Consider the following 15,328-nt stretch of genomic DNA (forward strand, 5'->3'; position numbering starts at 1 on the left):
GCCTATGGTTGGCGCTTTTTTGTTAGCTTCGCCTACCTAACAATAGGCTTCATGAAAAAACGACTTCTTTCTGCTTTACTCATTTCATCATCAATTTCTGCTGTCGCTCAAACGACCATCAACCGCGACCCTCAAATTGCCGATCTGGTCGCTCAGGTCTCGGCCGATAGTCTGCGGGCGCACATCAACGGCCTGGTTAGCTTCGGAACCCGGCACACGCTGAGCACGACCACCGATCCAAAGAAAGGCATTGGTGCCGCCCGGCAATGGATACTGGGCAAATTCAATCAATATGCCAAACAATCGGGTGGGCGCTTAACGGCTCAGCTCGACACATGGACGTTACAACCCGACGGTCGCCGTATTGATAAACCGGCGGATATGGGCAACGTAATGGCCACGCTGAAAGGCACTGACCCCAACGATACACGGGTGTTTCTGGTGCAGGGCCATATGGATAGCCGCGTAACAAACGTCATGAACCGCGATGCCAACGCACCGGGTGCGAACGACGACGGTTCGGGTACGGCTGCGGTTATTGAACTCTGTCGCGTGATGAGCAAGTCGCAGTTTCCGGCAACCATCGTATTCGTTACGTTGACCGGCGAAGAACAGGGCCTGCTGGGCGCCGAACACCTCAGCGAGCGGGCTGTAAAGGAAAAATGGAACCTGGAGGCCGTGCTGAACAACGACATTATGGGGTCGAACAACAGCAACGAAACCCGTATCATCGACAATACGCGGCTACGCGTTTTCAGCGAGGGTTTACCCGGCAACCTGCTAAAAGATACGACCGGCCGCATTGGTCAGATTCGGCAGTTCGGCAACGAAAACGACGGGAAAGCGCGTAGCCTAGCCCGTTACCTGAAAGAAGTCGGTGAACGGTACGTAGAGAATATGGAGGTGGTGATGATTTACAGAAACGACCGCTATCTACGTGGGGGCGACCATACACCGTTCGTCCAACGCGGTTTCGCAGCCGTGCGTCTGACCGAAATGAACGAAAACTACGACCATCAGCATCAGGACCTACGTACTGAAAACGGAACTGAGTTTGGCGATTACGCCAAATTTATGGATTTCGATTACCTCCGAAAAAACACGGCGGTTAACCTGGCTACGCTTGCTAACCTGGCGAAGGCACCGGCTGTTCCTCAAACGGTGACGATTGAAGTACGAAACCTGACCAACTCGACCGCACTCTACTGGAAAGCGCCCGCAACCGGAAAAGTACGGGGCTACTACGTCCTGATGCGCGAAACACACTGGCCTTTCTGGCAGAAGAAGTTCTTCACCAACAAACTGGGCATGACACTCCCCTACTCGAAAGACAATTACTACTTCGCCGTTCAGGCGGTCAGTGAAGACGGCAACGAAAGCTTACCTGTGTTACCCCTTCCGAACCTGCGGTAAAGGCGCTTTTTTTACGGATAAATGTCCCTCTTTGCATCAGTAAGTCATATTTAGGCGTAATACTGGTTGTCTATCTAATTTTTTCGTAGTTTACAGCCATTAGTTCGCCCATACTCCGAATCGTTAAATTCATTTATTATGAAGCGTTTTCTATATACATTTTGCCTTGTAGCTTTACTGGTAGGATTAAATTCCTGTAAAAAAGATGAAGCGGCTCCTGCCCCGGCCGTTGTGGGTAAATGGTCATCTGACTTCCTCCTGACAAGTGGTTTCGTAGCCCCCTATGCGGACAATAACGGACTAAAACTTAACCCGCTTCTTTATGGCATTAACGATGTGTACGATATAAAAGCTGACAAATCCTTTGTGTTAACAGATCGTTCATCGGCAGTGATTCAGACTTTTCCTGGCACCTGGGATTACACAGGAACGGAATTGAATCTGAAATATGATGACGGTAACACTGAAAAGCTAACCTATGATGCAGCAAACGGTACTCCCCGGTTAGCGTTCCCAGTTGTTGCTGTTTCTGATACCCTTCAGAACCCAACGACGAAGCTCAACGAAGTGGTACGATATAACATCCAATTAATCTACAGTAAACAGTAACATTCTCTTCGTTTGATTAAGTAACTGCTAACGCAAATTCTCTCTGGCCGATGATTTTCATCGGCCTTTTTTGTGGCTGGCAAACGCAATAGAATTGTAAAATGCTTCATATTCATGGACGCTGTTATTACTGCTCATATTTCCTTGTTTATCAAGACGTATCTATGAACTCAATAGACTCGACATGAACGCGGGTAAACTCTTCCAAATGTCAACGGCAGCCAGCAATATCTTCTAAAATCAGACACCGTTGTATTAACCGTTTCCTAAGTAGCTGCCTAAAAACGATCCCGAACTCAGATTGCAAATATTCTATCGCTATAAGAGTCATTATACTCTTGAAAATTTCATAAAACAGGCTTTACATAAAATTTTCTTATGCGTTTCTGTAAAGGTGGATGCTTTTTTAATTCTATATTTCGTAGATTCACAACGCACTAATAATGAAGGGGTTAGTTTTTGTTTTACTTTTATTTAATCTACGATAAATACAAAAAGATATGTCATCACAACTAACTCGCCGGGATTGGCTCCGGGCTAGTGGCCTGTTAACCGCTGGTCTGGCCACAGGGCTACGTTTTTCAAAAGCCGCTACGCTAAACACGTATAACCAATCCGTATTCATTAATGAGTTCGCTCCGCTGGCAACTCCGCCCGACATGCCTAAACTTCGGGCACGGCTGTTCGCCAACGAAAACCCGCACGGCATTGCGCCTAGTGCCAAAGACGCCCTCGTTAAAGCTACCGAAATCGGTAACCGATACGCCTGGATGGAGTTTGCCCAACTAAAGCAACTCATCGCAACGGATGATGGTGTAAAACCCGACAACATCATGATGGCACCTGGCTCATCAGATATTCTGATGGCGGCTGCAACGCATGTGGCTTCCAGCAAGGGAACAATCCTGACCAGCGTTATGACGTATGACGACCTGCTGGAGCGAGCGCAAAAAATGGGCGCTAAAGTTGTGGCGATGCCGATGACCAAAGACTACAAATATGACCTGAACGCGATGAAGGCAGCCATTACGCCTGACGTCAAGATGGTCTATATCGTTAACCCCAATAACCCGACGGGTACTATTGTTCCAACGGCCGATCTGGAAGCGTTTTGCCGCGAGGTAGCGCCTAAAGTCCCGGTCTTTATCGACGAAGCCTATATCGATTTCTACGAACCCGCCGAGCGCCCAAAACTTGGAAAACTCGTTGCCGATGGTCTAAACGTAGTGCTGGCCCGGACATTCTCAAAAATCCACGGCTTTGCCGGTCTTCGTTTAGGGTACGCCATTGCTCAGCCCAACATGCTGAAAGCGCTGAAGCCATACACCAACGGCGAATTTGCGGTCAGCATCACTACGTTGATGGCCGGCATTGCCAGCTACAAAGACACCGCCTGGCAGAACCATTGCCGCGCCGAAAACGCCAAAGCGCGAGCTTATGCGACCAAATCCCTGACCGATATGGGGTACGAGGTAATTCCATCGAGCGCCAACTTTATGCTGTTCCCCATTCGGATGAAACCGAAGTCATTCGAGAATCAGATGTTTGCGAACGGAATCGGCATCCAAACCCGCGAGTTCAACGGGCAGCCGTTCTGTCGGGTTAGCATCGGCACGATGGAGGAAATGGCCATGTTCATGGATGGATTTAAAAAAGTAGTGGGGTAAACGAAAGAGAGGGAAGAAAGGAACGAGAGGGAGTAGGGAAAACATGAGTAATCCCTCTGCTCCCTTTTGTCCCCTTCCTTCTTTCTTCCCTTTGTTTTTATGACAAGACGCGATTTTATTAACTCGACGAGTGCCAGTTACGCTAGTTTACTGGCGTGGGGAATGTTACAACCGGCTCCGGCATCAGCCCTGAATCTGCCTGCCAATGGTCGGAACGAGGATGGGAAGGCCAGAAAGGTCATTATACTGGGCGCTGGGCTAGCCGGTATGGCCACTGCTTACGAGCTCGGTAAACTGGGCTACGACTGCACTGTACTGGAAGCCCGTTCACGCTCGGGAGGCCGGGTCTGGACAATTCGGGGAGGTACCAAAGAAACGGAACTGAACGGTGGTATGGCGCAAACCTGTCAGTTTGAAGACGGTTTGTATTTCAACGGAGGAGCTGCCCGGATCCCGCACCATCACCAACTTACTCTACAGTACTGCCGGGAACTGGATGTACCGCTCCAAATTTTTAACGGCAACAACGAAGCGGCTTACCTCTATAATGATCAGCCCGATGGGTCGGGTAACTTAGCCAATCGTCGCTTACGTATCAAAGAGTACCACAACGACATGCGTGGCTATACGGCTGAACTACTTACTAAAGCCCTCGATCAATCCGCGCTCGACCAGCAGCTAACCAAAGAAGACATTGAAAAGCTGGTTGACTTCCTGAAAAATGAAGGGGATCTCAACACCGCTCATCTGTACAAAGGCACGAATCGGCGCGGCTACAAGGAAAGACATGAACCAGGGGCAGGTACAACTCCTGGCGAACTAACCGACCCCTTTGGACTGACGGATTTACTCCGGTCCGGTTTTATGCAGCCCGTTTTTCATAACGTCGGCGATTACATCTACGAACAGCAAACGACGCTGCTGCAACCTGTGGGCGGCATGGATGCGATTCCGAAAGCACTGGAAAAAAAACTGATGGGTAAAATTCTGTTCAACGCTCCAGTCAGTGAACTTCGCAAAACCGAAAACGGCGTGCGGGTTGTGTACCAGAAGGACGGTAAACCGACAGAACTAACCGGCGAGTTCTGCGTTTGCACCTTGCCGCTGCCCATGCTTAAAAATCTGGAATCAGATCTATCCGGAACCGTAAAGCGGGCTGCTGACTTTGTGCCGTACATTAAAACCGGGAAGATTGGTCTGCAATTTAAACGGCGGTTCTGGGAAGAAGATGACTGGATTTACGGAGGTATTTCACGCACCAATATGGACATTAACCAGATCTGGTATCCGTCATTTGGCTTTCAGGGTAAAAAAGGCGTCTTGATTGGTTATTACAATTTCTACAGCCGAGCCGAAGCCGTTGGTGCCTTGCCGATTGCCGAGCGGGAGAAGATTGCCTTAACCCAGGGTACCAAAATTCACCCCCAATATCCGGCCGAGTTTGAAAACTCGTTTTCACTGGCCTGGCACCGAACGCCCTATAGCGGAGGTGGCTGGGCTACGTATGATGACAATACCCGCCGAAAATATTATCCAGCTTTGTTAGAACCCGACGGCAATATCTATTTTGCCGGAGAACACACGACCTACCTTACTGCCTGGATGGCCGGAGCTTTTACATCGGCCCGCCGAACCGTCGAAGCAATCCACGCTCGGGTAGGCGTGTACACTAAAAAGTGATGATTTTATTATGTTGACATTACGCTAAACTATGAAGAACAACCTACTTTCTCTCGTATTATTCATCTGCTGCGCTGTAGCCACCCAGCTATTGAGCCAGCGTGTTTCGGCCCAAACGGCGTCAACGACGGGCATGACGCTCGACCAACTCAAGGCTGTTAAGGCCATTAAAATAGCCAATCTGGACAAAGACACCTATTTCAAGTCGGGCGGCTTCATCCTCGACCGCTACGAAGAACGGCCTGCGTATGTATTTGCCTACAGCGACGGCGTTACGCGTAAAATCTACCTGTATAAAGTGTTTGCTGCCGAGGATACCAAAGAACTTGGTCTGCTGGCCATCTACCAAAACGGTAAAACCAACGAGGTGAAGTCGTTTGTTATCCCCGGCGCATCGGCCGACCGAAAAGCCTGGGACGCGTACATCGACGACCTCAAATACGTTGGCGAAAAAGAACCCGGCCTCATGTCAACCCTGACGTTTGTCTTGTCGCGCGAAATGGCTAATCTGTTGGCTGGCGGCACCGGTAAAACTGACGACGGCGGAGATAAAAAGAAAGAAGAATACAACTTTTGCTTCGCGGCTGATGCGCCCGTTACGTTGGCGGATGGTTCCACGAAACGTATCAGCGACGTAACAGTAGATGACGTTGTACTCGGTTACAGCCCTAAAACAAAAGGCGTTGAGCCAACTCACGTTACGAAAGTCGACAAACACGAAGGCCGTTTCACACTGGTAGGCGTATGGCTAAGCCCAATGAATGAGGTAACAGCCTCAACCCAAACCGGACTAACCACGCCAACCTTGTTTGAAGCCACCGCCAATCACCCCATGCTGACAGCAACCGGCCGGAAAGCATTAGGCGAGATTAAGACTGGAGAGTTGTTGTATCGGTATGAGAACGGCAAAGTGGTAGCTTACAAAGCTGTTGCAACAGAAAAGCAAAGTCGCACCGTATCAACGGTTTACAACTTAACTACCGAGGCCGGTGCCTATCTAGTTGGCGAAACAGTAGTCCTGGATAAATAAGCGAAGGCTAACCGAGTCTTAATCACAAGAATGGTTGATCAGAACAACGCACGATACGTTGTTCTGATCAACCATTCTTGTTTTTAGTAAAGAAAGTATCAAATAAGATCAAATCCATTGGCCAATTCAGCTTTTGCCGTTACTTTTGTTTCCCTAAAAACCGTATGCATGCATACTAATTTTCGACAAGATTATGGCAGATGCTTTCATTTATGATGCCGTTCGGACGCCACGTGGCCGAGGAAAAAGCGACGGTTCGTTGCATGATATTCAACCCATCACCTTGCTCACTAATGTGCTCAAAGAGCTTCGTGACCGGAATCAATTAGATACATCCTTAGTCGACGACGTCATCATGGGCTGCGTTACGCCCATTGGCGAACAAGGTGCTGACATTGCTCGTACGGCTGTCCTCGAAGCAGGCTACGACGAATCCGTAGCGGGCGTACAACTGAACCGCTTTTGCTCATCGGGACTCGAAGCGATCAATATGGCTGGGGCATACGTCATGTCCGGTCAGGTTGATGCCGTTGTAGCCGGTGGTGTCGAATCCATGTCACGTGTGCCGATGGGCTCCGATGGTGGCGCGCTCTTCATGAACCCCCAGATCGTAGCACGGCATAACATCGTTCCGCAGGGCGTCTCCGCCGATTTGATCGCCACAAAATACGGCTACTCACGTAACGACGTAGACACCTTTGCGGCCGAATCGTACCGACGGGCCGTAGAAGCGCAGGCCGACAATCGCTCTGCGAAGACGCTTGTGCCCCTGAAAGACGATATAGGAATTATGGTACTCGACCGTGATGAAGGTGTACGTCCCGGAACGACGGTAGAGAGCCTTGCTAAACTTAAGCCTGCCTTCGAAATGATGGGGCAGATGGGCCTCGATGCTTTAGCCTTACTCAAGTACGCACAATTCGACAAAATCAATCACGTTCACCACGCGGGTAACTCGTCGCAGATTGTAGACGGAGCCGCTGGCGTTTTGATTGGCAGCAAAGAGTTTGGCGAAAAAGCCGGGCTTAAGCCCCGCGCTCGCATTAAAGCGTTTGCAATTATCGGTTCGGAGCCAACGATCATGCTTACGGGGCCTATTCCGGCTACGCGGAAAGTGCTCAAAAAAGCAGGCATGAACATCAGCGATATTGACCTATTTGAAGTCAACGAAGCGTTTGCCGCTATCCCGATGTTGTTTATGGAGGAATTCGGCGTCGACCACGGTAAGCTAAATGTCAACGGCGGAGCGATCGCGCTCGGTCACCCGCTAGGCGCTACGGGAGCTATTATTTCGGCGACGTTGATTGATGAACTGGAGCGTTCGGGCAAAGCGATAGGCTTATCTACCCTCTGCATCGGGGGCGGCATGGGTATCGCCACCATCTTCGAACGAGTGAATTAAGTTACTAGATAGGGGAAGTGAAACCGGATTGCTTTACAGCAAAACTTATTTCACTTATCTCACCTCCTTCACAGATATATCAACAATGATAAACTACACCATTGACCAAAATGTGGCGGTCATTTCATGGGAAATGACTTCGGCCCCCATGAACGTCCTCAACGACGAATCGATTCCTCAGTTTGAAGCCGCCTTGCAACGTGCTTACGCTGATGAATCTGTAAAAGGGATCATCATTACGTCGGCAAAGCCCGAGTTTGTGGCGGGAGCCGACCTGAAAATGATATTACGTAACAACGACAAAGATCCGGCCGAAATGCTCAAGGTTTCGTCGGAGTTGAATCGGGTGTTCCGGAGCATTGAAACGTCTGGCAAACCTGCTGTAGCCGCAATCAACGGTACTGCGTTGGGTGGTGGCTACGAAATTTGTTTAGCCTGTCATCACCGCATTGCATTAAACAACGGAACGTCCGCCCGGCCACAAACGCTGATTGGACTGGTGGAGGTAACGATCGGTTTGCTACCCGGTGCCGGAGGCACACAACGCTTACCTCGCATGCTCGGTATACAAGCTGCCCTGCCTCTCCTTGTAGAAGGGAAAAAGGTAGGGGTTCAGGAAGCCAAAAATCTGGGCATGATCGACGACATCGCCGAAACGCCAGCGGAAATGGTAGAGAAAGCCCATGCGTGGATTGCCGCCAATCCAAAACCCATTAAGCCCTGGGATGAAGTTGACCGAAAAACCGGAAAGATCGTTGGCAGGGATAACTTTAAAGTACCGGGGGGCAACATCCAAAGCCCGGTTGGTGCCCAGACCTTCGCGGCTGGCACGGCCATGCTGATGGATAAGACGAAAGGGAACTACCCTGCCCCGCTCGAAATCATGGCCTGCGTATACGAAGGTCTGCAAGTAAACATTGACCGGGCGTTGGTGATCGAAGGGCGCCACTTCGTTAAGGTTGCTACGTCGAAAGTGGCCAAGAACCTCATACAGACCATGTTTTTGGGGATGAACGAAGCCAACAAGGGAGCTAGCCGACCGAAGGATCAGCCGAAAACGGAGGTCAAAAAATTGGGTATTCTGGGCGCGGGTATGATGGGAGCCGGTATCGCTTATGTTTCGGCACAAGCAGGTATTGAAGTCATTCTAAAAGACGTGTCTGTTGAAGCTGCCGAGAAGGGTAAAGACTATTCACGCAGTTTGCTAAAAAAAGGCGTCGAGCGGGGTAAGGTTGACCCGTTAAAGGTTGATGGAATCCTGAACCTGATCACGCCTACCGCCGATTATGCCGATATGCAGGGCTGCGATCTGATCATCGAGGCCGTATTCGAGAATAGCGAGCTGAAAGCGCAGGTAACCAAAGAAGCCGAGCCCATGCTGGCTGAAGGCGGAGTCTTTAGCTCGAATACATCCACCCTACCCATCAGCGGACTAGCCGAAGCTTCAGCGAAGCCTGAGAACTTTATCGGTATCCACTTCTTCTCACCCGTCGACAAAATGATGCTCGTTGAGATCATCATGGGTAAGCAGACATCCGACTATGCCCTGGCCGTAGCCATTGACTTCGTACGCAAGATTCGCAAAACGCCGATTGTCGTTAATGATTCGCGCGGTTTTTATACGTCACGCTGTTTTGGTACGTATACGGCCGAAGGTATGGAACTGCTCAAAGATGGCGTTAATCCGGTGCTCATTGAGAATGGAGGAAAAGACGCGGGCATGCCCGTTGGCCCGTTAGCTGTAACGGACGAGGTGGCTTTAGACCTGGTTTATAAAATTTCGGGACAGGGTGTCAACGATGGGGCTTTACGCGAAGACGACACGAGCTACCAGGTTGCCAAAACGTTTGTTGAACTGGGCCGCTTAGGCAAAAAAGCAAAAGCCGGTTTTTACGACTACCCGGCAGAAGGCAACAAACAGCTCTGGAGAGGGTTGGGCAAACTATTTCCTGTATCCGATCAGCAGCCATCCCTCGACGAAGTAAAAACACGACTACTATACCGGCAAGCGCTTGAAGCAGTCCGGTGTTTTGAAGAAGGTGTTGTCCGAACAAAACTAGACGCTGATTTAGGATCAATTCTGGCCTGGGGCTTCCCGGCTTACACGGGCGGAGCGCTCTCATTCGTAGATTTCGTCGGTATTGATACGTTCGTCAAAACCCTCGATCGCTTAGCTGATCAATACGGCGAACGCTTCCGCCCGACCGAGAAACTACGCGAGCGAGCCGGGCAACGGGAATTAGTATAACCGTGCAGTGAGTGGCATACGTGTAGTGGGATGGTAAGCGCTTGTTGGCTATTAGCTAAGTCCCTTATCACTCCTACTACACGTACCTCTCTACTTCACTCGTTATACCAACCGGAAACTCATCCGATGGTAGGGCGTCGTCCCCAACTCACGGATGGCTTTGCGGTGAGCGGGTGTCGGATAGCCGACGTTTTGCGCCCAACCGTAGCCCGGGAACTCCTTGTCGAGCTGCTCCATTAACGTATCGCGATGAACTTTAGCCAGTACCGACGCAGCCGCGATCGACAGAAAATAGGCATCCCCTTTCACAATACAGGTATGCGGAATCATGGGATAGGGAACAAACCGGTTTCCATCGACCAGTAAATGTTCCGGACGAACGGCAAGGGCGTCTACCGCGCGGTGCATCGCCAGGAAACTCGCTTTTAAAATATTGATACGGTCGATGTCTTCGTGCGATACTTCGGCCACGGCCCACGCTAAGGCATCACGTTCAATATCGACACGTAACGTTTCGCGCTGAGTCCGGGTAAGCTGCTTCGAGTCGTTCAGAATGGGATGCGTATAGTCACCCGGCAAGATAACAGCTGCAGCGACGACAGGCCCAGCCAGACAGCCGCGCCCAACTTCATCAAGTCCTGCTTCGAGGACATTGGCGTTATAGAAAGAGCGTAACAACGAATTATTGACGAATAATAAGCACCGGCAAAACTAGTCGATTTAGCGCGCAAAGCAGCCTTCAAGAATCAGCAGACGGCTACGTCAGGTCCAGTTTCTGACCTCATTTCATTACCAAAGCCTGCTGTTATGTGGCTTTTTTGATTTATACCTATTTCGGTTTATCCTGCTCTATGAGCAGCTCATGGTGTCTTTCTTGCACTTCATCCTATTTAACGGTTACCGTGCTGATGTGCTTCTATACATTTGCTTGCAGTAGACAACACCTATTCCGCTGCAAACGCAATCAAATACTATGGAAACACTACTCTTACCTGATTTCACAAACAGACGTTCAGTTCCGGTTGCTTCGATTGAATACCTGGAAGCGATGGGCAACTACACAACCGTACATTTGATTGGTCAAAAGCCAATGCTGGTTGCCATTACGTTAAAACGATTCGCCGAACGGCTTCCCACGTTCCTGCGCATTCACAAACGTACGCTGGTAAATCCGGCTCATATTGTCTCGTATCGGCTCCGGTTTGTTGATACGCCGTTCGTACAGCTTTCTCAGGATAGAACCTTAGCGATTTCGCGTCGGCAAACTAAGCGTCTGCGGCCCCAGTTAACGTCTTTCCCTTTGTGCACCACCCATTCATAACTAGTCATTGATCATTACGCTGCGCTGTTATAGATTGTCATTTTTGCCGAGACTGGATGACAAAATAAGGACAGCGCAGCGTAATGGTCCATGACGAGTAATGGCCGGTTTTGTGATGATATTTTGTATGCATAGGACGGCAAAAAGCCGTTTCTTTGTATATAAATATGCAATTGTTCATCACTTCTTTAAATTCGGGCAGCAACGGTAACTGTTATTACGTTGGCAATGAGCAGGAGGCCGTTCTGATCGACGCCGGAATTTCGTGCCGGGAAACCGAACGGCGCATGGATCGGCTCGGCTTGTCGATGCGGACCGTAAAGGCGATCTTCGTTTCTCACGAGCATACCGATCACATCACCGGCATCCCGCAGTTGTCTAAAAAGTACCAACTGCCTGTGTATATTACTCCTACTACGTTACGTCGGTCGCGCCTATCGCAATCGGACTTCCCGATGCGGGCCTTGCAGGGCTACGAGCCCGTCTGGATTGGCGACCTGTGCATTACGGCGTTCCCCAAACTACACGATGCCGCCGATCCGCACAGCTTTGTCGTTACGTATCAAAACACCAAAGTAGGCGTCTTTACCGACATTGGCGCTCCCTGCGATCACCTTATTCAGCATTTCAGCCAGTGCCACGCGGCTTTTCTGGAAGCGAACTACGATGAAGACATGCTGGATCGGGGGCGGTATCCGTATTTCCTGAAACACCGGATTCGCGGAGGGTTAGGTCACCTCTCCAATCAGCAGGCGCTGGATTTGTTCAAGACCCACCGGCCTCAGCACATGAGTCACGTACTGCTGTCGCACTTATCGAAAGAAAACAACTCACCCCAGGTCCTTAGCGACTTGTTTGCGCCACACACGACTCACACGAAGGTCGTGATTGCATCGCGCTACAAGGAAACGCCGGTGTATACGATCAACGCATCGGTGGAGACGGCTTTGCCACTGGAGAATTAGCCGTTACGTTCTAATCTTCCAGCACATTGCCAAAGATGGTGTTTTTGAGCAGGAGCGCTCCCAGCAGAAAGACGATTGACCAGGACAGATAGATGCGGTAATAATCCCGGATGTCTTCGTACACCCGAACGCGAACCGGCGCCTTTTCTAACCGGCTGATCTGGGCGAATACAGCCCGTAAACGCTCTGCATCCGTAGCCCGAAAAAAACTTCCGTTACCGATGGTGGCAATGGTTCTTAAAATTCCTTCGTCGACAGTGGCGGCCTGATCGGCGGTTCCGCCGGTACGTCCTACGGCAATGGTGTATACTTTGATCGAAAACGCTTTTGCCAGCCGGGCTGCCGTAACGGGGTCGATGTTCCCGGCCGTATTGTCGCCATCACTCAACAGAATCACCACTTTGCTGCGTTTCCGCTCCGTTTGTTCACTCGCGTTCCGGCTGGTATCCGTGACCGAGACGGATCGATCACGCATCCGGTTTATGCACCGCGCCAGGGCATCGCCGATGGCCGTGCCGGAGGTTCGGATCATCTGACCGTTAATGTCACGCAGGTATTGCTTGACCAGCGCATAGTCGGTCGTAAGCGGACAGACCGAAAACGCTTCGCCCGCAAAAACTACCAAGCCAATCCGATCGTTTTGCCGCCCATTCACAAAGGCCTGGGCCACGCGCTGGGCCGCAGCCAGCCGATTAGGCGACAGGTCGGTTTCGCTCATGGACTCCGATACGTCGAGGGCAATCATAATATCGATGCCTTCGGATTGTTCCTCGCGCAGTTCCCGCACGATTTGTGGGCGGGCTAGAGCAACCAACGCCAGACTGACGCCCATAAACACGGTCAGGGGCAAGAGGTAGCGCAATGAACTGAGCAGCGAGTTTGCCGCTTTTGCCCGATCGGGAGTCATCCGATCACGCTGATTCTCATTCGTCCTAAACGGATCTAACGACATATTCAGTCGCTGCTGAGCATTCCGGTGCAGGTAGTAGCGCAGGGCGAACAACAGCAACACCGTGGGAATCAGGGATAAGGCCAGCGGATAGGCGAAATGAAACTGCTTCCACTGCGCGGGGCTAAACCAATGAAGCGAATACCAGGGTGCCATGTAATCAGGAAAAAGAGGATGGTGATTCAGACTGGCCAAGTTCCTCCTCCATGTCGGCCTGTTGGCTGGTCGGCGTTTGTAGCTGCCCCTGCCGACGGTGATACGTCTGCGTGGCTACGTCGCTCAGAACGCGCAACGCGGATTGAGACTGACTCGAAAAAGCGCCCCCGTAAATCATCCGGTCAGCCTCCCGGAGTGCATTCGTTACCCGATCGTCGTTCATGCGGTCGGCTATTTCCGACGTGGTTAGCGAAGCATACGGTTGCCGGTCGAGTTTCTCCAGATACGATTTCCACATAATCACCACCTGATTCGCAGTTTCAGACGCCGTTTGCGGGCTAATACTGCTGCTCAGCCGATTGTACTCCCGCAGGAAGCGAACATGCCGCCGGTTCATCTGATACAGCCGCCATTGCCGCCGAATGGCTCGCCCGAACACCCCATAGATTATGGCGAACAGCAAGCCGGTCGTAAACAGGCCAACGCCCAAGGCGGGATAATTGAACTGCTGCTGTAAGGGTGCCAGCTGGGTTTCGGTTGCCAGCGTCAACGATTGTGGGTCGCCTATGCGATTGTCGGTCAACTTGGATCGTAAAAAAATGGTGTCGGTCTGGCTCATCAACGCCGTACAATCGGCCGCATTAATGAGCCGCACCGGCACCTGTAACAACTGCATCGAATCGGTTTCGAACGATACCAGCGTGTACACGGCACTATCCCGGCTAATGGCATCGAGCCCCGAGCCCGTTGTCTGCGTGGCAAATACGGCCACGTGCTGCACTCGATAAGGCGAGAAATGCTTGGCTGTATCAGGAAACAGGACGTCGACCGCCGACGGATGCCGATACGTAAGCGAATACCGGAACGGACGACCAATTTCAATGCTGTCGGTCAGAAATTGACCGACGGGCAATGGCTGAGCCGGTGGTTGCATCATTCCATGTATAGACCGTATCTCGTGCATCGGCAGTTAATCATTGGTACTTACGCACCCGAAATAATTCGACGAGTTTAGGAACAAAGTCCTCCTGCGAATCAAGCGCGAGGTAATTGGCATTAAACTGTTTACAGAGCCGCTCCAGACGAGTCTGGCTCTGCCGGAACGTATTGCGTAAGCCGCTCCGAAACGAAGGTGAAGACGTGTTTACCCAAACCGTTCGACCCGACTCCGTATCATGCACGGGAATAATACCCAGCCTGGGCAGATTCACCTCGCGCTGGTCGTACAGGTGAATAACCACCAGATCGTGTTTCTTGGCCAGCGCTTTCAGGTTGTGCTCGTAGCTCTGGTCAATAAAATCGGACAGCAGAATCACCACGCTACGTCGCTTGAGGGCGTTGAGCGTAAACAGCAGGGCATCGGCAATGCTTGTCCGGCCCGATTCCGGTTGCAGCTTGAACAAACTCATAATGAGCTGGTAACCGATTTTCATGCCATTTGCCGGTTTAATGTACCGCTCTTTCTGATCCGAAAAACAGTACATACCGACGTGACTGGCCTCTCGAATGGCCGACAGGGCCAGTACTCCGCACACTTCTTTGGTGGTATCGAGTTTGTCGCGGTGACGAGGGCCCACGTGCTGCGATGCACTCACGTCTACGACAAAAAAAACAGTCTGGTCTTTTTCCTCCCGAAACACTTTAACGAACGTACCGTGCCCCTTCGACGATACGTTCCAGTCAATGGCCCGCACGTCATCGCCGTACTGATACGTTCTCAAATCGCTAAACTCCAGCCCGGTCCCTTTAAACACCGACCGAAAACTGCCGCGCATCTGCGAATTCACCGCCTTCCGAATGCGGATATCGAAATTGCGCAGCTTAGCCAAGAACTCGTCCATAGGCAACGGGCGTTATATTTTTTTAACAAGCATTCCCGAACTTTGCC

The 15,328-nt window shown here is 51.0% G+C and carries 13 protein-coding genes; 9 read left to right on the forward strand and 4 right to left on the reverse strand.

Annotated features, from left to right (window positions below):
- The first annotated feature begins 51 nt into the window (after window positions 1–51).
- The 7 genes from ACYVIY_RS18670 to ACYVIY_RS18700 all read left to right on the forward strand — a co-directional run bounded on the left by ACYVIY_RS18670 (window position 52) and on the right by ACYVIY_RS18700 (window position 10,049).
- Entirely contained in the window at window positions 52–1,413 is a 1,362-nt protein-coding gene (locus tag ACYVIY_RS18670; protein ID WP_460977908.1) for a M20/M25/M40 family metallo-hydrolase, read from the forward strand.
- 138 nt (window positions 1,414–1,551) lie between these two features.
- A complete protein-coding gene (locus ACYVIY_RS18675; RefSeq protein WP_460977909.1) occupies window positions 1,552–2,022 on the forward strand; it encodes a hypothetical protein in 471 nt (156 codons plus the stop codon).
- 500 nt (window positions 2,023–2,522) lie between these two features.
- Entirely contained in the window at window positions 2,523–3,689 is a 1,167-nt protein-coding gene (locus tag ACYVIY_RS18680; protein ID WP_460977910.1) for a pyridoxal phosphate-dependent aminotransferase, read from the forward strand.
- Window positions 3,690–3,788: 99 nt separating this feature from the next.
- Complete coding sequence (locus ACYVIY_RS18685; RefSeq protein WP_460977911.1) at window positions 3,789–5,369, forward strand: flavin monoamine oxidase family protein; 1,581 nt, start codon at window positions 3,789–3,791, stop codon at window positions 5,367–5,369.
- A 31-nt stretch (window positions 5,370–5,400) separates the two neighbouring features.
- A complete protein-coding gene (locus ACYVIY_RS18690) occupies window positions 5,401–6,399 on the forward strand; it encodes a Hint domain-containing protein (protein ID WP_460977912.1) in 999 nt (332 codons plus the stop codon).
- A 193-nt stretch (window positions 6,400–6,592) separates the two neighbouring features.
- Complete coding sequence (locus ACYVIY_RS18695) at window positions 6,593–7,801, forward strand: acetyl-CoA C-acetyltransferase (RefSeq protein WP_460977913.1); 1,209 nt, start codon at window positions 6,593–6,595, stop codon at window positions 7,799–7,801.
- 85 nt (window positions 7,802–7,886) lie between these two features.
- Window positions 7,887–10,049, forward strand: a complete 2,163-nt coding sequence (locus ACYVIY_RS18700; protein WP_460977914.1) for a 3-hydroxyacyl-CoA dehydrogenase NAD-binding domain-containing protein — start codon at window positions 7,887–7,889, stop codon at window positions 10,047–10,049.
- Between the two features lie 102 nt (window positions 10,050–10,151).
- Here ACYVIY_RS18700 and ACYVIY_RS18705 read toward each other — a convergent pair whose 3' ends face one another.
- A complete protein-coding gene (locus ACYVIY_RS18705; protein ID WP_460977915.1) occupies window positions 10,152–10,727 on the reverse strand; it encodes a ribonuclease HII in 576 nt (191 codons plus the stop codon).
- A 295-nt stretch (window positions 10,728–11,022) separates the two neighbouring features.
- Between ACYVIY_RS18705 and ACYVIY_RS18710 the strand changes: the two genes are divergently transcribed.
- Entirely contained in the window at window positions 11,023–11,370 is a 348-nt protein-coding gene (locus ACYVIY_RS18710; protein WP_460977916.1) for a LytR/AlgR family response regulator transcription factor, read from the forward strand.
- A gap of 167 nt (window positions 11,371–11,537) precedes the next feature.
- Window positions 11,538–12,335 carry an MBL fold metallo-hydrolase gene (locus tag ACYVIY_RS18715; protein ID WP_460977917.1) on the forward strand — a complete coding sequence of 266 codons (798 nt, stop codon included), beginning with the start codon at window positions 11,538–11,540 and terminating at the stop codon, window positions 12,333–12,335.
- A 10-nt stretch (window positions 12,336–12,345) separates the two neighbouring features.
- Here the strand turns inward: ACYVIY_RS18715 and ACYVIY_RS18720 are convergent, their stop codons facing one another.
- Genes ACYVIY_RS18720 through ACYVIY_RS18730 form a run of 3 tightly spaced genes read right to left on the reverse strand, consistent with a single transcriptional unit; the run spans window position 12,346 to window position 15,281 of the window.
- Window positions 12,346–13,440 carry a VWA domain-containing protein gene (locus ACYVIY_RS18720; RefSeq protein WP_460977918.1) on the reverse strand — a complete coding sequence of 365 codons (1,095 nt, stop codon included), beginning with the start codon at window positions 13,438–13,440 and terminating at the stop codon, window positions 12,346–12,348.
- 4 nt (window positions 13,441–13,444) lie between these two features.
- Complete coding sequence (locus ACYVIY_RS18725) at window positions 13,445–14,377, reverse strand: hypothetical protein (protein ID WP_460977919.1); 933 nt, start codon at window positions 14,375–14,377, stop codon at window positions 13,445–13,447.
- A gap of 37 nt (window positions 14,378–14,414) precedes the next feature.
- Complete coding sequence (locus ACYVIY_RS18730) at window positions 14,415–15,281, reverse strand: DUF58 domain-containing protein (RefSeq protein WP_460977920.1); 867 nt, start codon at window positions 15,279–15,281, stop codon at window positions 14,415–14,417.
- Between the last annotated feature and the right edge of the window lie 47 nt (window positions 15,282–15,328).

This window comes from Spirosoma knui, assembly GCF_054780635.1.